This window comes from Shewanella sp. SM55, assembly GCF_025654025.1.
Lineage (GTDB): Bacteria > Pseudomonadota > Gammaproteobacteria > Enterobacterales > Shewanellaceae > Shewanella > Shewanella oncorhynchi.
The window spans coordinates 297,496-321,466 of sequence record NZ_JAKKRS010000002.1 but is presented as its reverse complement, the minus strand read 5'-3'; the positions used below and the strand labels follow the sequence as shown (position 1 = coordinate 321,466).

26 protein-coding genes and 4 tRNA genes are annotated in these 23,971 nt (G+C 43.4%); 19 read left to right on the top strand and 11 right to left on the bottom strand.

Annotated features, from left to right (window positions below):
• Positions 1-13 precede the first annotated feature (13 nt).
• The gene (locus L5L91_RS04735) at positions 14-397 is read right to left on the bottom strand and encodes a RidA family protein (RefSeq protein WP_131523623.1); all 384 of its coding nucleotides are present in this window, start codon (positions 395-397) and stop codon (positions 14-16) included.
• Between the two features lie 256 nt (positions 398-653).
• Here L5L91_RS04735 and L5L91_RS04730 point away from each other — a divergent pair, with 256 nt between their 5' ends.
• Positions 654-1,925 carry an amino acid permease gene (locus L5L91_RS04730; RefSeq protein ID WP_028761316.1) on the top strand — a complete coding sequence of 424 codons (1,272 nt, stop codon included), beginning with the start codon at positions 654-656 and terminating at the stop codon, positions 1,923-1,925.
• 112 nt (positions 1,926-2,037) lie between these two features.
• Here L5L91_RS04730 and L5L91_RS04725 read toward each other — a convergent pair whose 3' ends face one another.
• From L5L91_RS04725 to L5L91_RS04715, 3 genes are read right to left on the bottom strand one after another with little or no spacing between them, the layout of a single operon-like run.
• Positions 2,038-3,657 carry a methyl-accepting chemotaxis protein gene (locus tag L5L91_RS04725; protein WP_168823013.1) on the bottom strand — a complete coding sequence of 540 codons (1,620 nt, stop codon included), beginning with the start codon at positions 3,655-3,657 and terminating at the stop codon, positions 2,038-2,040.
• Between the two features lie 44 nt (positions 3,658-3,701).
• The gene (locus L5L91_RS04720; RefSeq protein WP_105251847.1) at positions 3,702-4,112 is read right to left on the bottom strand and encodes a phosphate ABC transporter substrate-binding protein; all 411 of its coding nucleotides are present in this window, start codon (positions 4,110-4,112) and stop codon (positions 3,702-3,704) included.
• 9 nt (positions 4,113-4,121) lie between these two features.
• Complete coding sequence (locus L5L91_RS04715) at positions 4,122-5,198, bottom strand: porin (protein WP_263162092.1); 1,077 nt, start codon at positions 5,196-5,198, stop codon at positions 4,122-4,124.
• Between the two features lie 575 nt (positions 5,199-5,773).
• On the opposite strand from L5L91_RS04715, the gene L5L91_RS04710 reads away from it, so the two are divergent.
• The 3 genes from L5L91_RS04710 to L5L91_RS04700 are packed head-to-tail and all read left to right on the top strand — an operon-like array spanning position 5,774 to position 7,531.
• Positions 5,774-6,916, top strand: a complete 1,143-nt coding sequence (locus L5L91_RS04710; RefSeq protein ID WP_263235790.1) for a transglutaminase-like domain-containing protein — start codon at positions 5,774-5,776, stop codon at positions 6,914-6,916.
• Positions 6,917-6,932: 16 nt separating this feature from the next.
• Positions 6,933-7,250 (top strand): mercuric transporter MerT family protein, encoded by a 318-nt coding sequence (locus L5L91_RS04705; RefSeq protein ID WP_317630165.1) that lies wholly within the window; start codon positions 6,933-6,935, stop codon positions 7,248-7,250.
• Complete coding sequence (locus L5L91_RS04700) at positions 7,247-7,531, top strand: heavy-metal-associated domain-containing protein (RefSeq protein ID WP_028761311.1); 285 nt, start codon at positions 7,247-7,249, stop codon at positions 7,529-7,531. Before L5L91_RS04705 ends, L5L91_RS04700 begins: the two co-directional genes overlap by 4 nt.
• Positions 7,532-7,684: 153 nt before the next feature.
• Here L5L91_RS04700 and L5L91_RS04695 read toward each other — a convergent pair whose 3' ends face one another.
• A complete protein-coding gene (locus L5L91_RS04695) occupies positions 7,685-8,209 on the bottom strand; it encodes a hypothetical protein (RefSeq protein ID WP_263235788.1) in 525 nt (174 codons plus the stop codon).
• Positions 8,210-8,482: 273 nt separating this feature from the next.
• Here L5L91_RS04695 and L5L91_RS04690 point away from each other — a divergent pair, with 273 nt between their 5' ends.
• From L5L91_RS04690 to L5L91_RS04635, 12 genes are all read left to right on the top strand, one after another.
• Complete coding sequence (locus tag L5L91_RS04690; RefSeq protein ID WP_198573745.1) at positions 8,483-9,436, top strand: YbgA family protein; 954 nt, start codon at positions 8,483-8,485, stop codon at positions 9,434-9,436.
• Positions 9,437-9,496: 60 nt separating this feature from the next.
• Positions 9,497-10,528, top strand: coding sequence for a MerR family transcriptional regulator (locus L5L91_RS04685; RefSeq protein WP_198573744.1), 1,032 nt, complete (start codon positions 9,497-9,499; stop codon positions 10,526-10,528).
• Positions 10,515-12,017 carry a deoxyribodipyrimidine photo-lyase gene (gene phrB / locus L5L91_RS04680; protein ID WP_263235786.1) on the top strand — a complete coding sequence of 501 codons (1,503 nt, stop codon included), beginning with the start codon at positions 10,515-10,517 and terminating at the stop codon, positions 12,015-12,017. The genes L5L91_RS04685 and phrB overlap by 14 nt, the downstream gene beginning before the upstream one ends.
• Before the next feature lie 23 nt (positions 12,018-12,040).
• A complete protein-coding gene (locus L5L91_RS04675; protein ID WP_173243599.1) occupies positions 12,041-12,487 on the top strand; it encodes a nuclear transport factor 2 family protein in 447 nt (148 codons plus the stop codon).
• Positions 12,487-13,287: an SDR family NAD(P)-dependent oxidoreductase gene (locus L5L91_RS04670; RefSeq protein ID WP_173497571.1), complete on the top strand. Its 801-nt coding sequence runs from the start codon at positions 12,487-12,489 to the stop codon at positions 13,285-13,287. The genes L5L91_RS04675 and L5L91_RS04670 overlap by 1 nt, the downstream gene beginning before the upstream one ends.
• On the top strand, positions 13,284-14,534 hold the full coding sequence (locus L5L91_RS04665; protein WP_263235785.1) for an NAD(P)/FAD-dependent oxidoreductase: 1,251 nt from the start codon (positions 13,284-13,286) through the stop codon (positions 14,532-14,534). The genes L5L91_RS04670 and L5L91_RS04665 overlap by 4 nt, the downstream gene beginning before the upstream one ends.
• Positions 14,531-15,355 carry a DUF1365 domain-containing protein gene (locus tag L5L91_RS04660; protein WP_263162101.1) on the top strand — a complete coding sequence of 275 codons (825 nt, stop codon included), beginning with the start codon at positions 14,531-14,533 and terminating at the stop codon, positions 15,353-15,355. Before L5L91_RS04665 ends, L5L91_RS04660 begins: the two co-directional genes overlap by 4 nt.
• A 1-nt stretch (position 15,356) precedes the next feature.
• Positions 15,357-16,631 carry an SAM-dependent methyltransferase gene (locus L5L91_RS04655; RefSeq protein ID WP_263162105.1) on the top strand — a complete coding sequence of 425 codons (1,275 nt, stop codon included), beginning with the start codon at positions 15,357-15,359 and terminating at the stop codon, positions 16,629-16,631.
• A 91-nt stretch (positions 16,632-16,722) separates the two neighbouring features.
• Positions 16,723-17,304, top strand: a complete 582-nt coding sequence (locus L5L91_RS04650) for a DUF2878 domain-containing protein (RefSeq protein ID WP_263235784.1) — start codon at positions 16,723-16,725, stop codon at positions 17,302-17,304.
• A gap of 94 nt (positions 17,305-17,398) precedes the next feature.
• On the top strand, positions 17,399-18,013 hold the full coding sequence (locus tag L5L91_RS04645) for a chalcone isomerase family protein (protein ID WP_263235782.1): 615 nt from the start codon (positions 17,399-17,401) through the stop codon (positions 18,011-18,013).
• A complete protein-coding gene (locus tag L5L91_RS04640) occupies positions 18,001-18,546 on the top strand; it encodes a DUF3833 domain-containing protein (RefSeq protein WP_263162114.1) in 546 nt (181 codons plus the stop codon). Before L5L91_RS04645 ends, L5L91_RS04640 begins: the two co-directional genes overlap by 13 nt.
• 282 nt (positions 18,547-18,828) lie before the next feature.
• Complete coding sequence (locus L5L91_RS04635) at positions 18,829-19,056, top strand: hypothetical protein (RefSeq protein ID WP_131523646.1); 228 nt, start codon at positions 18,829-18,831, stop codon at positions 19,054-19,056.
• A gap of 83 nt (positions 19,057-19,139) precedes the next feature.
• Here the strand turns inward: L5L91_RS04635 and L5L91_RS04630 are convergent, their stop codons facing one another.
• The gene (locus tag L5L91_RS04630) at positions 19,140-19,484 is read right to left on the bottom strand and encodes a DUF3634 family protein (protein WP_105251862.1); all 345 of its coding nucleotides are present in this window, start codon (positions 19,482-19,484) and stop codon (positions 19,140-19,142) included.
• A gap of 153 nt (positions 19,485-19,637) precedes the next feature.
• On the opposite strand from L5L91_RS04630, the gene L5L91_RS04625 reads away from it, so the two are divergent.
• Complete coding sequence (locus L5L91_RS04625) at positions 19,638-19,823, top strand: hypothetical protein (protein ID WP_105251863.1); 186 nt, start codon at positions 19,638-19,640, stop codon at positions 19,821-19,823.
• Between the two features lie 437 nt (positions 19,824-20,260).
• Here L5L91_RS04625 and L5L91_RS04620 read toward each other — a convergent pair.
• The 4 genes from L5L91_RS04620 to L5L91_RS04605 form a co-directional block, all read right to left on the bottom strand.
• Positions 20,261-20,336 (bottom strand) — tRNA-Thr (locus L5L91_RS04620).
• Positions 20,337-20,370: 34 nt separating this feature from the next.
• Positions 20,371-20,446, bottom strand: a tRNA-Phe gene (locus L5L91_RS04615).
• 704 nt (positions 20,447-21,150) lie between these two features.
• Positions 21,151-21,226 (bottom strand) — tRNA-Thr (locus L5L91_RS04610).
• Between the two features lie 34 nt (positions 21,227-21,260).
• A tRNA-Phe gene (locus L5L91_RS04605) sits at positions 21,261-21,336 on the bottom strand.
• Between the two features lie 389 nt (positions 21,337-21,725).
• Here L5L91_RS04605 and L5L91_RS04600 point away from each other — a divergent pair.
• Positions 21,726-22,277, top strand: coding sequence for a cytochrome b (locus L5L91_RS04600; protein ID WP_263235781.1), 552 nt, complete (start codon positions 21,726-21,728; stop codon positions 22,275-22,277).
• A gap of 4 nt (positions 22,278-22,281) precedes the next feature.
• Complete coding sequence (locus L5L91_RS04595) at positions 22,282-22,857, top strand: YceI family protein (protein WP_028761297.1); 576 nt, start codon at positions 22,282-22,284, stop codon at positions 22,855-22,857.
• A 264-nt stretch (positions 22,858-23,121) separates the two neighbouring features.
• Here L5L91_RS04595 and L5L91_RS04590 read toward each other — a convergent pair whose 3' ends face one another.
• Positions 23,122-23,844, bottom strand: coding sequence for a helix-turn-helix transcriptional regulator (locus L5L91_RS04590; RefSeq protein WP_263235780.1), 723 nt, complete (start codon positions 23,842-23,844; stop codon positions 23,122-23,124).
• Positions 23,845-23,971 lie beyond the last annotated feature (127 nt).

Sequence of the window (23,971 nt, the reverse complement as noted above, 5' to 3'; positions counted from 1 at the left end):
CTTATGTTAATACTTAGATTTTAACGTGTGCTATCGCTTCAACTTCTACTTTAACGCCCAGCGGAAGGTCCTTCACTGCAAAACAGCTACGAGCTGGGCAGTCGGTTTTAAAATAGGTTTTATACACTTCGTTAAAGGCGGCAAAGTCACTGATCTCTGCAAGATAACAAGTGGTTTTAAGAACCGTTTCTAAGCTGCCACCACCCGCTTCGAGCACGTATTTGAGATTCTCTAATGATTGAATCGATTGCTCAGTAATCCCACCGTCAACTACGCTGCCTTTCTTTTTACAAACAGGGAGTTGGCCAGAGGTAAAAATGAGGTTGCCATAGGCTGTGCCATGGGAATAAGGGCCAATGGCCGCGGGAGCACGTTCTGCGTGAATAATGGTTTTCATTGTCTCTCCAACTTGCAAATAAAATTGAATGCCTAGGTCGGCGTATGTGCAACATTATTTGTATTTTTATGTTTTATTGCAATTATTTTTTAATGAATTTCATTTGTCACTGCGGTTTGTGCGCTATTTATCTCGTTTTCAGTCAAGTTGTGAGCTTTAACTCTTTGTTCAACAAAAGTTGAGTATTTTGATTGCTGAGTTTGTTTTGTTCAAATATATTTGCACAAAATAATACCAACTAGGTAAAGGTGAAATGATGGATGCAACAATTACTGCTGCACAGTGGAAAGCAGATACCCGCTTCGATAGTACGGATTGGGGCTGGATTATCATGAGTATAGGAATGGCGATTGGCGCGGGGATCGTATTCTTGCCTGTGCAGGTCGGTTTGATGGGGTTATGGGTTTTCTTACTGTCTGGCATTATTGGCTATCCTGCCATGTATATGTTCCAACGGTTGTTTATCAATACCTTAGCAGAATCTCCAGAATGTAAGGATTACCCGAGTGTGATTTCGGGTTACTTAGGTAAAAACTGGGGTATGTTGTTGGGTGGTTTGTATTTCATCATGCTGGTCATTTGGGTGTTCGTTTATTCAACGGCCATTACAAACGACAGTGCTTCATTTTTGCAAAGTTTTGGGGTCACTAAAGCGTTATTGTCAGAAAATCCTTTCTATGGTTTAGCCTTGATCTGCGGCTTAGTTGCTTTAGCCTCCCGCGGTGAGAATCTTTTGTTTAAGATCTCTACTTTTATGGTACTGACTAAGTTGGGCGTTGTCGCCGTGCTAGGGTTATTGATGGTGGATAAATGGGATATCAATAATATCGGCGCTATCCCAGCCACGGGAGATTGGTTAAAAGATGCGGTCGTTATGCTGCCCTTTACGCTAACATCGATTCTGTTTATTCAAAGTTTAAGCCCTATGGTGATTTCATACCGTTCGCGGGAAAAATCCCTTGCGGTAGCGCGCTTTAAAGCGATGCGCGCAATGAATATTGCCTTTGGAGTCTTGTTTGTCGTGGTGTTTTTCTATGCAGTGTCATTCACGCTGGCAATGGGTCATGATCAAGCCGTGCGTGCATCGGAAGAAAATATCTCGGCTCTTGCTATGGTTGCCCAAGGTATGCAGGGACAAACACTGAAATTGCTGAGTTTAACCTTGAATATTTTTGCGGTGATGACGGCTTACTTTGGCGTATATCTTGGTTTTAGGGAAGCTTGCCAAGGATTGACCATGAACATGCTGCGCCGTTATATGCCTGAAGATCGTATCAACAAAAAGCTTGTGGGTTACGGCATTATGATTTTTACCATTCTATTATCTTGGGGCGCGATTGTGTTGAATGCGCCAGTGCTGAGCTTTACGTCGATTTGTAGTCCAATTTTTGGTTTAGTCGGTTGTTTGATCCCCGCTTATTTAGTGTACCAAGTACCTGCATTACATAAGTACAAGGGCGTGTCGCTGTATATCATTATTATCACAGGCTTATTGCTGTGCGTATCCCCCTTCTTAGCGTTTAGTTAACACGGATAAAGTGGTACAAAAAGATAAGCTTTAAGGAATTAAAAACCGGTATTAAGTGTAAACTCAATACCGGTTTTCTATGTTGAGCAATCATTTCGATAATGCTCTATGGTCAAAGTTTGAATTGAGATGTGGCGTTTTTCAGTTCATCGGCAAAATCGACTAATCCCTCAGAAACATTGCGAACCTGCGACAGAATTTGCAATGTCTGTTCAAATGAAGCATTCATATTGACGACGTTATCGACCACTTGAGAAGCAACCGAGGCTTGCTCTTCCGTTGCCGAGGCAATGTGAGTATTCATACTATTGATACTGACAATCTGCTGTTGAATTGATTTCAGTGCACTCCCTGTATTTTGAGCATTGGTTTCATTTTCCGATGACTTCGACATCGCCACATTCATGGTATTGACCGAGGAAATGGCCGCCGTTTTAAGGTTTTGTAACACATGGCGAATTTCAGTGGTTGCATCGGCTGTTTTAGAGGCAAGGGCGCGGACCTCATCAGCGACTACGGCAAAGCCTCGTCCTTGCTCACCCGCGCGGGCGGCTTCGATGGCGGCATTAAGTGCCAACAGGTTGGTTTGCTCGGCAATAGAGGTAATCACATTTAAGATAGAGGTGACATTTTCAGTATCTCTAGCGAGCTCGTTGATCGAGTTAGAAGCCGCCTGAATTCCTGTATTTAATTGCTGTGAAATATCGATTGTGCGCTGAACGACTGTCATACCTTGCATCGCTTCTTTCTCCGCGACCTGTGCTGCACTGGCGGCTTGGCGGGCATTTTGCGAGATTTCGATGACAGAGTGACGCATGTCTTCCATTGAGACTTGTACTGCGCTGGCATCATGGCTTTGCCGCTGGGTGGCATGCGTCGCATCTTCCATGCGCTGTTTGAGTGAGCGCGAGCTATCAAGTAAGGGATCGGTAACATTCACCACCCTTCGAATAGAATCTCCGAGCAAGCGAAGAAATCGATTGAAGTTACTTGATACTTGGCCGAGTTCATCGCTACCAGATACTTTGAGCTGATGACTAAGATCGCCTTTGCCATCGGCCAGCTCACTCAGTGACTGGGCGACATTACGCGCAGATGAGCTGATAGCGCGTGCTATGGCAATAGTGACAATCAACATCACGATCAGCAAAGCGATGCCGATGGAGAGGGTGAGCCACAAACTTTGCGCAGATCTGTCGCCAGCTTCTTTTATCGATTGTTTAAATTCGAGTACTTTGCTTTGTTTGTAATCTTGTATTTCATTAAGTACAGCTTCATAGGCTTGGGATTTTTCTTGGCTGATCTGGCCAATGTTTGCCATATCAATCGTACCCGCCAACATGCCTTTAGCCAGCTTAATCGTCATGTCGTTATAGCGGGTTAATTTAGCGGATAGATTGCTGAGTTTATTGGCTTGTGAGGGATCGACACTATCTAATTGTTGTAGGTTTTTACGTAAAGATTCATACATAGTACCTGCATTTGTTAACAGGTCTTCGTCGGCAAAAGAAACCGATTGAGTATAAAGTTCATCGAGTCGTTGGATAAAAAACACGTTTTGATTGGCGAGTTCAACTCTTTGGTAAACTTGCTGCTCCATATAATTAAGTGTGGTGCGATTTTTATTTATGGAGATGACACTAATGCTTAAGTTTAAAGCGAAAATGATGACTGCTAAAATAAATATCGCGATAACTTTTTTAAAAATAGAAATATCATTAAAGAAATTCATCCCTTGCCCCCAAGTTGTGCCGAGCTTGAGCTCGGCACTCCAATCTAAAACTCGGCAATAACTTTTACCGAATCATTGGCCTCACTACTATCAATATAGCCAATAATATTGGGGTTCGATGCAACTAATTTTATCATCTCCGCCCCACTAGTGACTTCCTTGGGTGGCGTTCCTTTGCCTGTAAATACTTTTTGTGACCAATATGACTTAAGTTGGCTGGATGACTTGCCCAGCACTTTAGTATCAAAGGTTTCCCTTAAGGGCATAGCACTGTCAAGATTGACCGGCACGGCTTGCGCTCCACCAGGAAAGGTCTTTGTTTTCCCTAGAAAAATATTTTCAATAACCTTTTGGTCGACAGTGTCTGCATTACTGGGATGAACGATGACAACCACACCCGCAAATAGTGGCATTGAGACTAAGCTGAGTAGGATTAAGCAAAGTAACTTATTCATTTCTCTCTCCTAAAATACTAAGTCAATGCCAAGACTGATGGATTTCGAATCCCCTGCGACTTTCATACCTGGGCCACCGTCATCTTTAACGTCATCATACTGAATTTTAAAGGCCGCCGAAGGATGGAAATCCCAACGTATACCTGCAGAACTTGTATGGTGAACTTCACCGCCTTCACCATCATTGAAGTCTGAATAGGAAATGTAAGGCATCACTGAATCGATACGATAGCCGAACGAGAGAAGATAAGTATCTAGATTACTCCCATCGAGATCTAAGCGGTTAAGCTCAGATAAAAAAAGGAAATTCTCATAATCTATATTAACGGATAGGCCATAAAACTTACCCGTACGTTGGTTGCTACCATTCCATTCCTGCTGAATACCACCAATATAACGTTCGTTAGTGTATTGCATATGCGTGAGGCGAATATCTAACCAATCTTTGTTGAATTGAACAACAATACCGCCTATATCCTTCCATACTTCTCGGGTATTTTCGAGGAAGAAAAAATCAGATAAAAGCTTATTAGGTTCGCTATCTTCGCTACCGTAATAGACTTGTCCAGACATAGTCCAGTCGCCAATTAAATAGTTATATAAGGCGCTGACACCTGTGTAGTTAAATATTTGCCATGTGTAATTATCTGCGGGTGGACGTATCCAAGGATAAGCATATCCAACATCAAAAAAGTCACTGTAATAGTAGAGCGGTAAGCGTTTTTTACCTCCTTGTACTGTCCAATGCTCATTGATCTCATAGGACAGATAAGCCCATTCAAAACTTGCCGAAAAGTCATCAGCCCCCCGGGAAACAACCTGTGCAGTGGCAGATAAACCTTCGAGCAAATCCGCTGAGAATTGAATACCAAATAAGGTATCGGGTTTGAAACTAATATCTTCATCATAGGCGCCAACGAGTGGATAGTCGGCGAGAAAGGTGGGGCCTAAATCAAACTCTGCAACGCCCGAACCTTCGAGAACTTGACCTGCAACAACTGAGGCAAAACCTGAAATGTTGACTTCTGCATAAGCGGTAGAGCTGAGCAAAAGTGAGCAAAGACCTAATGAAAGCTTATGTTTCATAAAAAAGCCCTTTAAGTGAGTATATTCGTTTTTAAGCCTAGAACAGGTATAAACATACGCAAACTTTTATTAAACATTTTTGCAACATGGTGGTCTAACTCCCATTTTGAAAGATAAGTTTGATATCTTATGAGTAAAAAGCGTTAGGTAATATTTGCCAAAGAATATTACTGATTTTGCTAAATGAGAGACTCAAAGCTTGAGTGAAAAGTGGTGAGATAATTATTTTTATTAACAATATTAGCCAAAGCTAAATATGGTTGTTATTTAGCCTTTAGATTATAAAAATAACGCAATTGATACTTTTTTATTAAACTAAAATTGGGCTTTTTACATAAAAATGCTCTAAATCTATCATTGATTATGCTTGTTAAGTCAACGTCGATATTTATTCCATTTTCATGTGTATGCCAACGCTGTAGCATATTTTACTGAGTCTTTTTCTCCGATGTAGTGGTTTTATACTGTATGGTTAGCAGCTTGATTGCTGCACAGTGCTATAGCACCTATAATCTTGCTCTCTTATGTTGAGTTTCTCTTCTTCCTAAACATGATCCAATAAAAGGAATGTCATAATGCAAAGACGCAATTTTTTAAAAAGTGCGGCTATTTTGTCGACTGCGGGTTTTATCACGCCAGTACTGGCATCTTCCTCTAAATCGAGTGTCGTTGAACATGGCTCAAGCGATGGACGCCGCCGTTTTACCTTAATCAATACTTACCATTTTATTGCCCCAGAAGGGTCTGAGGGTGTGGTTAAGTTGTGGATCCCTTTGCCCGAAGACACGCAATTCCAATTGGTGAGTCAGCTGAATTTTACGGGTAGTTTTAAAGACGCCTATATCAGCTCAAACAACAGTTATGGCGCCAAAACCCTGTTTGCGACTTGGCCCGATGCCAAAGCGAACATGACAATAACGGTTGAGCTTGATATTGAAACGATAGATTGGGAACCCGTTAAAAGCGGTGCCTTAACCCATTACCGCACCCCAGAGCAGATACATTATCCTGCAGATGTTGAACGTTATTTGCTGCCGACTAAACACATGCCGCTTAATGGTATTGTGAAGCAAACAGCAGATAAGATCGTTGGTAGCGAGACTGAACCACTGAAGCAAGCACGACTGATTTATCTTTGGGTTAGCGCTAATATGTTTCGCGATAATAGCGTGATTGGCTGTGGTACGGGTGATGTAGCAAGTATCCTCGAAAGTGGCAAGTTAGGCGGTAAGTGTACTGATATTAACTCAGTATTTGTGGCGCTAATGCGCGCAGTGGGGATCCCTGCCCGTGAGATGTTTGGGATTCGCTTAGGTCAGGCGATCAAGATGGGCGAATACTCTAAAAAGGCCTTTGGTAGTGCCGATGACAAAGGGGTTGCCGATGTCAGTGGTGGTCAACATTGTCGCGCTATGTTCTATTTAGCGGGTTATGGTTGGTTGCCAGCCGATCCTGCTGATGTGACAAAAATGCGTTTGACGGAGAAAAAGGAACACAACGATCCCGCAGTTCAGGCCGTGAATGATTACCTCTTTGGCAATTGGGAAATGAACTGGGTTGGCTTTAACTATGGCCGTGACTTTGATTTATTCCCTACAGCCGAACAGACACCACTGAATAATTTTGGCTACCCGTATGCCGAAGTTGATGGCGATCCCGTGAACTATTATGAGCCTAAAGTGTTTGCCTATGACTACCAGTCAACCGAACAACGCTAAGGGACTCTTAGCGACTATGGTCGCCGCAGTGGTTGCTGCGGTTGCTTCAAGCCTATGCTGTATTGCACCGCTTATTTATCTGGTGTTCGGGGTGTCGGCCGCAAGTCTGTCGGGGATTGAGCAACTGAGCTGGCTGCAAGTGCCCATGTTGATACTGTCGTCTGGGCTGATTCTGATGGGATTTTGGCGGCTCTATTTTGCTAAAAAGCCACTGTGTACCGCGACGTTGAGTCGTACTCAGATGCAGTGGCTGTACTGGTTAACTGTACTTGTTGTGCTGGTATTTCAGTCATATCCTTTTGTATTACCTTGGTTATTAGAGGTGCTTGAATGAAGTTAGTGTTATTTCTCGCCTTAAGTCTGTGTTCAGCGTCGAGCTGGGCGGCAAACGTGCTGGTCACCTTAGATGTTAAGGGCATGACTTGTCCGCTGTGTGTCACTGTCGTGAATAAAGCGCTGCGTAAAACCGATGGGGTGATTAAGGCCAAGGCTTCGTTAAAAACTGAGCAAGCCTTAGTGACAGTGCCAGAGGATTTTAATCTAGATAGTTTGCTTAAGGCCGTCGACGAAACTGGGTATAAGGGCAGTATTAATAAGGTAGAAAAACAATCCTAAGCGTTGGTGTCTTTAGTAACGGATTGAGCGACATTATAAAATATCAGTCTAGCTTCAAATGATTAGACTGATATTTCACCGAGAAAATACACTCTGTATCCCACCAGTTACTTCCTTCACTGCCTATTTTTTCCTTTGCGGGTCATTTCTCGGTTAGCTGTAATACACCTCGGGCTCGATACGACGTTGCCGCTCTTCATTTTTCTCCGATGATTCTTTAATCAGATCCAATTTTTGCGCTTGCAGTAATTCTAGTTGCTTGGCTTTTTGTTCTTCAGATAAAGTTTTATCGGCGGCAACCTTCGCCATTTCTTCCTCTATCTTATTAATTTTATCCCTATCGACTCCTGTACGGTTATCTAAAATAGCCTGCATGGCTTTGTCCAACCTGTTGATGCTTTTGTCTGGTTCAGGCGTGCCTGCAATGGCTTGCACATTACCCGTGTAGCCTTGTTTAGCGTTAGGGGCCAGATGGCTATAGGTATCGGCAGTCGTTACCGATGCTGCAGAGGAGAGCGTTACAGTATCTTGGCTTATTGATGACGTTAGATTCGCCGACATCATTGAATTTGCACGAGTTCCTAGGCCATTTGTGCTCGGCTCGACTTGCTTGAGTGGCACATTGGCATAACTTTTCGCAAAGGTATTGGTATAACTATTAGGGTTAATTGTGCTCATATCCGACTCCTTTATGTATGAATCTGTCCCTTGGCCACCTGCGGTTTAAAATGTTGAGCGGTTAACTAATGGGTGTTGCTGGACGTTTCAATATTATCTGATGACAACTTTGCAATTTGAATTAGCAAGTTATAGGCCAAGTTAGGTTTATTTGTGGTTGATTTATCAGGAGTCACTGTTAAACGATACTTTTAAAAAATATTTATACAAAAACTTGATCCTTGTACAACTATGGTCCGTAATTAAAGACATAGTGATACAAGGAGTCGACTTATGTACAAGTTTAACCCGCAGCGAATTCAGATTGGGATCAGCGCTTGTCTATTAGGGGAGAAGGTTCGTTTTGATGGTGGACATAAAAATTCGACCTATTGTAATCAAGAGATTAAGCAATTTTTCGATTATGTGCCTATCTGTCCAGAAATAGCGATTGGCTTAGGTGCGCCCCGTAAAAGTATCCGACTAGTCCGTGATGGGGAAACCATCTTAGTTCAGAGTGGTGACGGTAGCTTAGATGTGACCGATAAGCTCAATGAATACAGCGAAAACAAGGTTGAAGAGCTCGATTTCCTCGGAGGATACTTACTTTGCGCTAAGTCGCCAACCTGCGGCATGGAGCGGGTAACAGAGTATAAAATTGGCACTAACAATGGTTCTAAGTCTGGCATTGGTGTATTTGCTCGCAAGTTGATGGAACGGTATCCACTATTGCCCGTGGAAGAAGAAGGCCGCTTGCATGACATGGTGCTGCGGGAGAACTTTTTCACCCGCGTTTATGCCTATCACGATTGGCACCTGATGAAACATGAAGGGCTGACTAAGCATAAGTTAGTGAAGTTTCATTCCCGCTATAAATACCTATTAATGGCACACAGCCCGACATGGTATCGCGAGCTTGGGCCGATAGTGGCCAATATTGAGGATCTTGAGCAAAGCGCGACCCGCTACTTTGAAGGCTTTATGACGGCGCTGAAAATTAATGCGACCCGTAAAAATCATACCAGTACGCTGCAGCATATTCAGGGTTACTTTAAAAAGCATTTGAGCAAAGAGCAAAAGATAGAACTGTCTGAAGCGATTATGAAATATCGCCAAGGTCTATTGCCGTTATTAGTACCTATCACGCTCATTAACCATTATTTACGCGAATTTCCAACACCTTATATTGAAGAGCAAGTGTACTTAAACCCTCATCCTGAGGCGTTAAAGCTGCGCTATGCCTATTAACGTTTATCTAATCGCATTCAGTTGATTTTAGCTTTTGATTTAGTGAGTTATTACTGAAATATGAAACAAACTATAGAGAACACGGCCCACACAGAACCCAATGGTGAGATATTACTCCCCATCGGTGAAGTGTCGGCCTTAACGGGCGTGAATGCCGTGACCTTAAGGGCATGGCAGCGCCGTTTTGGTTTAGTGATCCCTGCACGTACACCCAAGGGACACAGATTATATACGAGCGAAAATATCCAAGAAATCCATGAGATTAATGCATGGCTAGCTAAAGGTGTTGCGATCAGTAAGGTTAAACCTTTGCTGATGAGTGCTGCTAAATCTTCATTTACAGAAATAGTTCAAACTCAAGCCATTGATTTATGGTGCGAGCAAGTCACTGCGCTCAATACGGCATTATTCGATTTCAATCAGCACAAATTACAGCAGATATTAGATGATGCATTTGGCTTATATCCTTTCCAATTGGTGAAAGAAAAGTTGCTACAACCTTGGCTTAATCAACTCGAGGACTTAGTGAATGAGCGGCTTGATGCCGAGTTAATTATTGCTTGGTTAAAGAGCGAGTTACTTAACCGAGTGGGTGGACGTCATGCCTTTAATGGACAGGCCGTGACGGCGAGAATCGCTGTGGTGAGTCTATCCCGTGGGGTACATACCTCGCTTAATTCCACCCGCACTAACATTTTGTTTTCTCTACTTCTATCGCTCGAGTTAGCGTCGCTGCGGGTATCGGTTATTGATCTTGGCGAGCAAGCCATGGGCAGTTTACCTTTGCTGCGAGGCAGGCTTAACGTCGATGCACTTTTGCTTATTCCCGACTCAAATCATTCGGGTTCTGAACAGACTGAAATGCTGACTGTATTGGAACAAATGACTTTCCCATGCTGGTTTATGGGTCCTTTTGCGCCAACGTTAAGCTCTTTATCTGCTTTTTTGGCGTCTTCGACGACGGACTTGATTGGAAAAATGTCATCTCGTTTAGCGGGGAAGGTGAATAGAAGCCTTAAGTACAGTGGAAAGATGAATACCGTGAATCAAAGCGAGCAGATAAATAGCGAGAAAAACAATGACATTAGCTAACGATTCAATGCCAATAGATTCAATTCCAATAAAAGTGCAGGGCAATAATGCGCTGATGTGGTTTCGCCAAGATTTACGCCTTGCCGATAATCAGGCATTAACCGCCGCTTGCGATTGGGCGCGGGAGAATGGCGTGGCACTTAAGGCCATTTACATTGCTACGCCAGCTCAGTGGCAGCGCCATGACGTTGCGCCCATTCAGTTGGATTTTATCGAACGTCATATCAATTTACTTGCCCAAGGACTGGCGAGTCTTGGTATTGGATTCGAGTTAATTCAGTTAGATACCTTTGCTGATGTACCTGAGTTTATCGGTCACTATTGCCAGCAACTGGGGATTGGTCGAGTGTTTGCTGGTCGCGAGCCTGAGATTAACGAGCAACAGCGCGACCAAGCCTGTATTCAATCGGGGATTCCTCTGGTGTTAACCGATGAGCATTGTTTGCTTAAGCCGGGCACTGTGCTGAATTTGTCCGGCGACATGTACAAGGTTTTCACTCCTTTTAGCCGTAAGTGGCGAGAAATTGCCGCCCGCTATGCCATTTTGCCGCTTCCTGTTCCGGCGCCACTTGGACCTGTGTTGGCCGAGCCAAAGCCGCTTTTGTTTAACAATGTCACTAAAGTGTCGAGTGAACTTTGGGCTGCGGGAGAAGGGCAGGCAAAGCGTTTGCTCTCGGCATTTATTCAGCAGAAAGTGCAGGATTATAAGCAAGATAGGGATTTCCCCGCCATTGATGGTACTAGCTCAATTTCACCTTATCTTGCCATTGGTGTGGTGAGCCCAAGACAATGCGTTGCCGCGCTACTGCATCAATTCCCTGAGGTGATTGTCGACGACACTAGCCCTGCTCGTACTTGGTTAAATGAGCTTACTTGGCGTGAGTTTTACCGTCATTTGCTGGTGGCATTTCCCGATTTATCTAAGAATCACAATTTCAATCGTCAAGCCGACCATGTGCAGTGGCGTAATAACCCGCAGGAGTTTGCTGCTTGGTGTGAAGGTCGTACTGGCTATCCGATTGTGGATGCGGCTATGCGCCAACTCAATCAAACGGGTTGGATGCACAATCGGCTGCGTATGGTGGTGGCGAGTTTCCTGACTAAACATCTGCTGATTGACTGGCGCTGGGGCGAGCGCTATTTCCGCCAAAAACTGATTGATGGTGACTTAGCCGCGAATAATGGCGGCTGGCAGTGGTCTGCGGGTTGTGGCTGCGATGCTCAGCCTTATTTCCGTATTTTTAATCCTATAAGCCAGAGTGAAAAGTTTGATCCAGATGGCAGCTTTATCCGTAAGTATTTACCAGAGCTCGCATCTTGGGGAATTAAGCAATTACATCAACCCAGTACAGCGCAGACACCGTCCTTGTTTGAACCGCCGTTATTCAACACTAAAACGGCTTATCCAAGTGCGATTGTCGAGCACAGTGCAGCAAGAGCAAGGGCATTAACCGTATTAGGCGTATTGAAAAAGGCCACGGCCCAATAAATAGGATCAGGAGCAATAACAAGATGATAAACCAAGCGACGACTGAGACTAATACGCTTGTTGATGATTTTATTCAGCTTTATCAAGCTTTGAATAAAGATAACTTGCATCTGTTAGGTCGGGTTTACGACGACAGTATTAGTTTTACCGATCCTATGCATCAAATCACAGGGCTAGCGTCGTTAACTCAGTACTTCGCGAAGTTATATAAGAATGTTAAGCATATTCAGTTTGAGATCAAAGAAGTGCAGCAGGATGCGAACCAAGCCGCGCTGTTTTGGCAGATGCAATATTGCCACCCTAAGTTGAATAAAGGCGAACTTATCCGTGTTGACGGCATGAGTCAACTTAAGTTCGACGACAAGATTTATTTTCACAGGGATTACTTCGACTTAGGGCAAATGTTGTACGAGCATTTGCCTTGCATGGGCGGGCTTATCCGTTTGCTCAAAGATAGGGCGGCAAAATAATGAGCGCTGTTAAGCCATTGAAAATAAATACCGTGCTGATTACGGGTGCAAGCTCAGGCATTGGGCTGCGACTGGCTCAGGATTATTTAGCCTTAGGTTGGCATGTCATTGCCTGTGGCCGATCGCAAGAAAGGTTAGAGTCGTTAGCCTTGAATGAACTAGTCGGTGCTACGTTGTTTATCTTCGATATATCCCAGCGCGACCAAGTTCAACAAGCTGGCCAAAATGTAGCTGAGCTATTGGCGAAAACAGATTCTCAGCTCGATTTGGTCATTTTGAATGCGGGCAGTTGTGAATATATTGATGATGCTAAGGCTTTCGATGATGTGTTGTTCGAGCGCGTTATCCATACCAATCTAATTGCAATGGGATATTGCCTCGGGGCATTTTTACCTTTAATGCCAAGGGGTTCACGTATTGGCTTAATGAGTTCCAGCGCTATTTATTTACCTTTCCCTCGCGCTGAAGCTTACGGCGCCTCTAAAGCCGGCGTGCAGTATTTAGCCTCGAGTCTTGCGCTCGATCTTGCCAAGAACGACATAGGCGTGAGCTTGATTTGCCCTGGTTTTGTGGCGACACCACTGACCGCAAAAAATGATTTTTCTATGCCAATGCAAGTGAGTGTACAAACCGCTTCTAAGGCGATACGTAATGGGCTGAAAGGTGGCAAGCGCGAGATCCATTTTCCGCGACGCTTTACTTATCTATTGAAGTTGATGTCGTTTTTACCTGCCTTTGTGTGGCAAAAAATGATTGCAAACGATACTCAAGCCAAGCCGCTAAAGGACAATAGTTTATGAAAAATATCGCCATCATCGGCACCGGCATTTCTGGATTAACCTGTGGCCATCTATTAAGTGAGTCGCACAGGGTTACAGTGTTTGAGGCCAATGACTATATCGGCGGCCACACGGCGACAGTCGATGTGGAGCATCAAGGGCAAACCTACGCTATAGACACAGGTTTCATCGTGTTTAATGACAGAACATATCCACGATTTGAACGTTTATTGGCTCGCCTTAATGTCACCATATTACCGACTGAGATGAGTTTTAGCGTGCACAATGCGCTGACTGGGCTTGAATACAACGGCCACAATTTAGGTAGTTTGTTTGCCCAAAAGCGTAACCTCCTGAATCCACGCTTTTGGGCCTTTTTAAAAGAAATTTTGCGCTTCAATAAAGGCTGTAAGGCACTCTATCAACAGGATATTTATCCCGAAGGTAACTTAGGTGATTATTTAGACAATGAACACTTCTCACCATTTTTCGCTGAGCATTACATTTTGCCCATGGGCGCAGCGATTTGGTCTTCGAGCATAGAAGATATGCGCGCGTTTTCGTTGAAGTTTTTTATTCGTTTCTTCCAGCACCATGGTTTATTAAATGTCAGTGATAGACCCCAGTGGTATGTGCTAAAGGGGGGCTCGCGTAGCTATATTCCTGATCTTATTGCGCCCTTTAAAGACAATATCCGCCTTAACTCACCCGTGACAGGTATTGAGCGCCATGGCAATGGGGTGAAGTTACAAGTTCACGGTGAATGGTTGGAATTTGATGAGGTGATTTTAGCCTGTCATAGTGACCAAGCACTGCGGATGTTAAACGATCCTACGCCAACAGAACTCGCCATTTTAGGCGACCTCAGCTACCAGAATAACGATGTGGTGCTGCACATGGATACACGTATTTTACCGAAGCGAAAAGCCGCTTGGGCGAGTTGGAATTATAGGTTAGATGGTAACCTAAAACGTCCAGCGTCAGTGACTTATAACATGAACATACTGCAACAGTTGCCAGCCAATGCGCCGACCTTTTGTGTCACCTTGAATCAGTCAGAGTTGATTGATGAGGCGAAAGTGATACGCCGCTTCAATTATGCCCACCCAGTGTTTAACGAAGCCAGTCTTAAGGCTCAGGGCCGCCGTGAGGAAATATCCGGGCAAAATCATACCCATTTTGCTGGCGCCTATTGGCACAATGGTTTCCATGAAGATGGCGTTCGCAGTGCACTTGATGTGTGTGCCCATTTTGGTGTCAGCCTATGACAGGTTTAAATGTGACAGGTCTAAATATGACAGAGCTCAATAGCGGTATTTATTACGGCACTGTATCCCACAGCCGTTTTACGCCGATTAAACATAGTTTTAGTTATGCCATGGCGCTGTTGGCGATTGATTTAGATGAAGTCGATAAGATCAGTGCCATGGGGCGAGTTTTTGCCAGCCAGCGCCACGCTTTACTGAGATTCAATCCTAAAGACTATTTAACTTCTTTTACGACTACATCCAATGACAGCGGTGAAGTGGCTGTTGTCGATCCGAGCGCAGCTGCACTCAAGAGTCGCGTATTGACTCAAGTGGCAGCGTTAGGCGCAGATAAACTGTGCGATCGAGTTTTGTTTGTGGGTCAGATCCGTCATTTTGGCGTGTATTTTAGCCCAGTAAATTTCTACTTTTGTTATCAAGATCAAACGCCTTTATACATGTTGGCCGAGGTGAGTAACACGCCTTGGGATCAGCGCCATTGCTATTTAGTCGATTTAGCCGCGCCCAAACCTTCTGACAAAGTGTTTCACGTGTCTCCCTTTATGACTCTCGATATGCGTTATCTCTGGCATGTGTCTGCGCCGAGTGAAGACTTAAACATCGGTATTGAAAACAAATCGATCCAAGAGAATGGCAAAAAACTGTTTAATGCCAATTTAGTGATGAAACGCCAACCGATCACGGCGGCTAATTTACGGACGCTTTTGTTTCGCTTCCCTTTTATGACTCTCAAGATTTTCTTCGGGATTTATTGGCAAGCGCTAAAACTCTTTTTTAAACGTGTGCCCTTTGTGCCGCATCCAGCTCAGATGGAGAAATAACATGGAAAATACGGCTTCGCAAACCTCAGTCACCACAGGGAAACTGCCCGACAGTATTGCGCGTAAAGTATTGCTTAAGGCGCTGGAAAGTCTCCCACATGGCTGCTTGACCTTGGTTGAGGGCGACAAGAGTTATCGTTTTGGTGAGAGTCATACCGACTTGCACGCTACGCTTGTGGTTAAACACCCGAGTTTTTATCGTCAAATCATGCTTTCTGGCTCCATTGGTGCGGGTGAAGGTTATATTCAAGGCCATTGGACGAGCCCTGATCTCACCAAAGTCGTACAACTGTTTGCCCGTAATTTAGCCTTACTCGATAAGATTGAAGCCAAATTCTCTTGGTTAACTGGCACGATAAACCGTGTGAAGCATGTGCTGAATCGCAATTCTCAAGAGGGCTCAAAGCGGAATATTCTCGCCCACTATGATTTGGGTAATGCTATGTATGAGCAATTCCTCGACCGTGAAATGTTGTATTCGAGCGCGCTTTATCCCCATGAGGAAGCCAGTTTGCAGGAAGCGCAGTTGTTTAAGCTGATGACTATTTGTGAGCGGCTGGATTTACAGCCGGGTCAAACCTTGCTTGAGATTGGTACTGGCTGGGGCGCGCTGGCTATATATGCGGCTAAGCATTATGGCGTGCACGTGACAACAACAACGATTTCAGATGCGCAATACGCCTATACCAAAGCCCGTGTCGAACGCGAAGGGCTAAGCGATAAAGTGACGCTGCTGACTGAGGACTATCGCAATCTCACTGGGGAATACGACAGGGTTGTTTCTATCGAGATGATTGAAGCTGTGGGGCATGAGTATTTACCAGGCTTCTTTAAAAAGCTGGAAACATTGTTAAAACCTAATGGGCGCATGCTGCTACAGGCGATAACGATTGCCGATCAACGTTACGACAGTTATCGCAAAAGTGTGGATTTTATTCAGCGTTATATTTTCCCCGGAGGCTGCTTACCCTCAGTGAGCCAAATGGTCGGTCACATTGCCAAACAGACGGACATGGTGGTCTGGTCGCTCAATGATATGGGGCTCGATTACGCTAAAACCTTAAAACATTGGCATGAGAATTTTGATCATGCGATAGGCGAAATCCAAGCTTTAGGTTATGGCGATGATTTTATTCGGATGTGGAAATTTTACCTAAGTTATTGTGAAGGTGGATTTTTAGAACGTACCACAAGCACTGTGCATTTAGTGGCTGTGCGTCCGGACTATCGCATTGCTAGCCATCATCTCCCAAGCAATAGCCCTAATGCGACGTAATTTGTTTTGATTAAGCAGTCACTTTAGTGGAAATAACCATTTTCGTTGGAATGAGCCGCTTTGTTTGCAGCAAGATAAAAGTGAGGCAAAGATGAAGTCCATGTTAGCTAACTCTCGGGTTCCTTTTAAACATCAGGGCTTTATTCTCTATAACGCCTTGAGTTTTCAGGCTGTGTGGTGGGCTAGCGTACTTTGGCTTAACACCTCACTGTTGTTAACTATCCCTTTGTTATTAGCTCACTTTATCCTGCTAGCTTCATTAGGTAAGCACGAGTATCGCAAAGTGGATTTGCTATTGATGCTAAAGGTTGCAGCCTTAGGAATAGGCGTAGATACAGTACTCTCTGTTTTAGGGGTGTTTGAGTTTGCTCTTTTCCCTTGGTGGCTTGGTTGCCTGTGGCTGCATTTTGCTTTGACCCTGAATCATAGTTTGGCCTTTATGCGACCTTTACCGCTGATATTTCAGGCGTTACTCGGGGGCATTTTTGGCGGGTTAAGCTATTTGGCTGGCGCACAATTTAATGCCGTGAGTTTGCCCTATGGTAATGTCATTTCTGCTGTGGTGTTATTTTTGGTTTGGCTAGTCTTGCTGCCATTTTTAATCCAACTTGCTAATCCCTATGGATTTAATCGAAGCACTAAAGCGCGTTCTTTTACTGTGTTTGGGCGTTAATTATTGAGTTGTAGGAATTGATCGCGGTTAAGTCATTATGCCGTTTTTAGTTAAGTACCTGTTGTAAGACATCATGCAGTAAAAGGGGGATCCCATGTCGTCAGTTCGTAATCGTAGCCCAAATTTTGGTTTTTCATTTTTGAATTCAAGCTGCTTAAGTCTATTGGCCCTTAGTTTATTGGCCGCACCTTTAAAAGCGTTAGAGGCGAAAACGCCTGATTTTGAAAACATTACTATCGAACTGAATGATGCCGCCGATGTGACGCAGACTTTTCAGGAAGTGGGCCGCGGAGAAATGGATTGGCTGTGGTTTAGTTTGTATAAGGCGAGACTGATGACGGTAAATGGCCGTTATCAACAGGGGCAATATCCTCTGCTGCTAGATATTGAATATTATCGAGATATTGAGTCAGAGGATTTGCTCGAAGCGACAAAAGATCAATGGCAGCATCTAGCGTTTGCCGAAAATGATATCCAACGTTGGTTGGGTTTATTAAATGCGACTTGGCCCGATGTGAAGCAGGGCGACCATTTAAGTTTTAAGGTGATAGATGGACAAACGAGTCAGTTTTTCTTTAATCATCAACCACTCGACATTATCAATGATGCTAATTTTGCTGAGGCATTTTTAGCGATTTGGTTATCGAAAGACACTAGCCGTCCGAGTTTACGGGCGCAATTACTCGGAGAAAAACCATGCGATTGTTGAAACGGCTTGTCGGCCGAAAGTTATTTTTAGGTTTAATAATGATAGGGCTGTTGTCGAGTTGTTCATCGGTGGAAGTGACTGATTATAAAGATACTCATCCGACATTGGTTTTGGAGTCATTTTTTAATGGACCATTAAAAGCCTCTGGGGTCGTACAAGATTTTAGTGGCAAAGTAATCCGCAAATTCAATGTCATTATGGAAGCCAGTTGGCAGGGAAGTGATGGGGTCATTAATGAATGGTTTGTGTATGATGATGGTGAAACTCAAACTCGTGTGTGGCGCATCAAGGCACTAGGGGAAGGGCGATACTCAGGAACTGCAGGTGACATTATCGGGACTGCCGATGGCCAATCTAGCGGCAGTGCGCTACGTTGGAAATACGATATGTTATTACCCGTGGATGGCGAGGAATATCAAGTTCATTTCGACGATTGGATGTTCTTAGTGAATGATAATACTATTATAAATCAGAGCGATATTATTAAGTTTGGCATCACAGTTGCTAAAGTCACTTTAGTTATTCAAAAATAGTCTCAGCAATTTTTAGTTAAGTTGGCTTACCCCAGTTTGTCTTGGATTCACTCTGTTGATTAAGGCTTAAATGTTGATTAAGACTTAAATTGGCTTAAACAGAATAGCTTGGCTAATAACCCCCTTTTTTCTGCATTAAAGTGTTGAAGTCAAACCAAAGTTGCAGCTAGGCATTTTTGCTAGTGGCATAAGTGATATATGGGGGTAAGGTTATTGCAACCCATTGTTAAAATTTAATTAATCTGAGCTTAAGTCTAAGTCTAAATAGATAGGGGGTAGTCGATGAATAAACACGTTGTTTTATGGGGAGTATTTTTTAGTCTGTCGTTAACTGCTTGTTCATCTTTTGACTTTAAGTTTGAGGATCATTCTGAGAAACAAGTCGATCCTCATCAACCCGCAAGCGATCCTATGGTGCAAGATAATGAACGTCGTATTCGAGATGCGAGAAAAGACGGTCAGTTAGAATCCGATTTTCTAAAACCTAGGTATCCAGTTAAGTTTAAATAAGAAAATGTGTTAGGAACTCACTGCAACCTCAATACTTAACTATCAATAGCAAGTATTAAGGTTGCTAGGGGAGAGGCGAAGAACTAACCCGCTTGACGACTGTTATCTATCGATTTTTTGTCATAATATTCAAACGGAAACAGATTACGAATCCTTTGCTTTACATTGTCACTCACGTTGGCAGAAATGTGTAAGCGTACATCTCCTGATTTTTCAGCCCTAACAGTACAAGTCAGTTTTTCGGTTTTAGCGATTTGGCGGCATTCCCGTTCGAATCGTTCGGGGATCTTGCCCTTATGCTGAGTCATACGGCCATCTTTAAAATGCATTTCAAAAATAGTCAGACCTTTCTTGCCACCAAATATCAGTTTGTAAACGAGAAATATACCAATAGCGACAAAAATGAGTTTGAAAATATCGGCTGTCATAACGCCTCCTATCTTATGTTTATAGAACCAAGATACTCCCGAGTTAGTTGTTTTAACAGTGCGCTAACGCGCAATTTTGAATTGGCAATAAAATGATTCCAGCCTAGACTTAACTGGCTAAGGAAAAGTAACCCCTCAGTTAAGGAAAACGCCATGTACTTATCAAATGCAGATCGTTGGTCATTATTGTGTAAGAAGCAAATCGATGTTATCGAAAAACTTGCTACACATTTCCCCGAGAGAAAAGCACATCTAAGTGAGCTCACTCAAGGGTGGCGCCATGTTCAACATCAAGTTCAAGCAGGTGATAGGCCTATGCCACTCGAGCTCATCAAATAAGCACGATTGAGTCATTTGGAACTAGATAGTTTGTATAAGAACGCAAAGCCACTCAATAATGAGTGGCTTTTTTATGTGGCGAATATAAAACTATCATTTATAGGGGTAAAGGATTAAGTGATTGTCTGTTGCATGAAGTCAATAAATTATCTTAACGCTCGATTTGAACGTTTATTGTGCCAGTATTGAGGGCGCTATCAGTTATGACTGAGGGAAGTTCGTTGTGTTTTGCTTTGAAACACTTCAAATTTCAGATACAACGAAGCCACTCATTGAGTGGCTTTTTTGTTTATATGGTGCCGGCACCAAGAGTCGAACTCGGGACCTGCTGAAATTATCGAGAGTAAGTCAGTTGCGCTTTGTACTGAACACTTCAAATTTCAGATACAAAAAACAGATACAAAAAAGCCACTCATTGAGTGGCTTTTTTGTTTATATGGTGCCGGCACCAAGAGTCGAACTCGGGACCTACTGATTACAAGTCAGTTGCTCTACCAACTGAGCTATGCCGGCTTAAATCTTTACTGCAATTTTTACTACACAATAATGGTGCCCGAACCCGGAATCGAACCAGGGACACGAGGATTTTCAATCCTCTGCTCTACCGACTGAGCTATTCGGGCAACTAAACTAAGCGTTAGTTAACTACTTTGAACTAAGTCGTGAAGACCTTGTTCGCTCAAAGTGCGCGTATAATATAGTGCTCGCTTTAGCTGTGCAAGCCCTTTTTAAGTGACTGATTAACTATTAAACAAAATGCGCTTATTTATTTGATTCTTTCGTTTTCCCCTTATTTTACCGCTGAAAGTTTCAGCACTTTAACGCCAGTAGGTGTTCCTTTTGGCTGTTTATCCTAGCTTCCTCATTCATTTATCTTCTATTTTGGAGGAAAAATTAAGGTTTAAGCTCATCTGTTGCAAGCAAGGGGCTGTGGGGCGCAGTGGGTATTTTTGAGCTTTGATTGATGGCTGGCTGATATTTATGGGGTGTAACTAAGCGGAGTAACTAAGAGTAAGCGAGTGGCTTCATTGTTTTATATAGTGCCAGCGGCACCAAGAGTCTAACTCGGGACATACTGATATTATCAAGAGTAAGTCAGTTGCGATTGGCCACAGACTTTGTGAGTTTTTATTCAAATTTCAGATACAAAAAAGCCACTCATTGAGTGGCTTCATTGTTTTATATGGTGCCGGCACCAAGAGTCGAACTCGGAACCTACTGGTATTATCAAGAGTAAGTCAGTTGCGATTGACCACAGACTTTGTGAGTTATTATTCAAATTTCAGATACAAAAAAACCACTCATTGAGTGGTTTCATTGTTTTATATGGTGCCGGCACCAAGAGTCGAACTCGGGACCTACTGATTACAAGTCAGTTGCTCTACCAACTGAGCTATGCCGGCTTAAATCTTTACTGCAATTTTTACTACAGAATAATGGTGCCCGAACCCGGAATCGAACCAGGGACACGAGGATTTTCAATCCTCTGCTCTACCGACTGAGCTATTCGGGCAACTAAACTAAGCGTTAGTTAACTACTTTGAACTCGTTGGCTAAGCCGTATCGTTCGAAGTGCGGCTATATTAGCTAGGGTGTTTGATCTCTGCAAGTGCTTTTTCCTGATAAATCACTCGTTCGGCTGTTTAATGCACATCTTGGGTGTTTTTTATCTCTTATTTTGCGAATTCAGCTCAATTTCATTCGTTGGCTGTATTTTTCAAGTCAGAGGGATACTGATGTTTACTATAGCTTTGTGCTCACAGAGCATGATTTTTGGCTTACTTCCTAAAATTTAGAAAGATATAAGCGATTTTTACTGATTTTAGTTTTTAAATTTAGATTTATGATAATGAATATTATTTCATGGATAGCATGAAGAAAACGCGAGTACGGAGTCGCAGTATGTTTCGAAATAGTCAGTTTGCTTATGGAATTACCGCCATTGTGACCCATTGGTTGAGTGCGTTCGTCGTGATTGGGTTATTTGCAGTCGGTGTGTGGATGGTGGAGTTAACCTACTACAGTACTTGGTACAAGACTGCGCCGCATCTACATAAAAGTATTGGGATTCTGTTATTGGCGGCGACAATATTTCGTTTGGTATGGCGCTTAGTTAATCCCAAGCCTGTACCTGAGGCGAGCCATAAACCGTGGGAAAAGACGGCCGCACATTTGGCGCATTTTATTATTTATATCTTGCTCTTTGTCATCATGACTGCTGGCATTTTAATCTCAACCGCAGATGGCCGTGGTATCTGGGTGTTTGATTGGTTTGAACTACCAGGATTGGGACTTTTGTTTGAAAACCAAGCTGATATCGCGGGTGATGTTCACCAGTATGCGGCTTACTGCTTGATCGCGCTGGTCGTTATTCACGCGGCGGGCGCATTAAAACATCACTTTATCGATAAAGACACTACCCTACTTAGAATAATTAAATTTAAACGAGGATAATACAATGAAAAAGCAACTGTTAAGCGCACTGATTGGTGTATCTCTATTGGCTCCTGTGGCGGCTTCAGCTGCTGACTATGTGATTGATCATGAAGGCGCTCACGCTTCTATTACATTTAAAGTGAATCACTTAGGTTATAGCTATGTGGTGGGGCGTTTTAATGATTTTAGCGGCGATTTTAGCTACGATGCGGCTAAACCAACTGCGATGAAAGTGAATGTCACAGTGAATACATTAAGTGTCGATTCAAACCATGCTGAGCGTGACAAACATATTCGCGGTGAAGATTTCCTTAATACTGGCAAATTCGCTAAAGCGACCTTTGCATCTACTTCGGTGGAAGATAAAGGAAATGGCGATTTAGTGATTAACGGTAACTTAACTTTAAATGGTGTGACTAAACCATTAGCGATCAAGGCCCATGCTGTGGGTGAAGGTCAGGATCCTTGGGGTGGCTACCGTGCCGGTTTTACGGGCACAACCACCTTTGCGATGAAAGATTTCGGTATCAAGATGGATTTAGGTCCAGCATCTAGCCATGTTGAGTTAGATCTAGTGGTTGAAGGTGTGCGTAAGTAACTCTTTATTCTGCCATTAGATAAACAAAAAGCGCCGAAAGGCGCTTTTTTGTAAGCTTTATACTTAGGGCCGACTAACTACCTGTAACCGACCTAGTGATGTGAGAAATCGAGATTAGACGGGAATGGCTGAAATCAAGTGAGCAATTCCCTTTGTTGATGCGGGTTTGACTGGGGTTTAACGAGGCTTTAAAAGATTCTCTAGCTAAATGAGAAATTGAGGTGGCGTGCATTCATAATTAACTGCACGCCGTCTATATGAGAATTACTTAACGTCCTTACCTATCCAAACAACCTTGCCTATCACACTCAATAGACCTAGTTCAGTTACAGGTATTCGCTGCTCTCTATACTCTTTATTGTCGCTAATGATCGTGATGCTGCCATCGATATGGACTTGAACACGTTTAGCAAACAAATCATCCCCAATGCGCAGGACAAAAATACTGCCATCAGAAAGATTTGCGTCAGTGATATCCACCAGGATCGAGTCACCAGAATGGATCGTAGGTTCCATTGAGTCACCCTTCGCGAAAACCACCCGCAGGTTTTCAGGCTGTAACCCTCGGTAACGCAACCATTTCGATCTAAAGGCTAGTTTGCGCCTTACTCGTTCATTATCCCACTGTGCACCATGGCCCGTACTGACTTGAGTATGGTAGCCATCGATAAGTGCATATTCTTCTGAAAACTCTTCAGTCTTACAAATCAAACTTTCAAATGCCGCTGTTTCGCCTGGGAATTTTGGACCTTCACCAGTACATAGCCATTCGAGATTGACATTATAGCGGCGAGCAATACGAACCATCTTATCAAACGAGGGCATAGTCGACTGAGTAAACCATTTACGAACACCGCCTTCTGAGGTGTCGATAGCATTCGCAAATGCTCTGAGGCTTTCGTCGCCCATCAGTTCTTTAAGACGCTCTCCAAAGCTTTCTATTCCAGCTGACGGAAAAGAAAGTGCACTTTCTTTTTTAGTGTTCACTTTAAATTTAAATAAAGCGCTTTTCTATCAACGCCTTACCCTCTGTGGCCAATGGGCCGTTAAATAATTCAAAAGAAAGTTACTAAAAGACGTTGAAATGCGTCTTTTAGTATCGTATCGTTCTTAT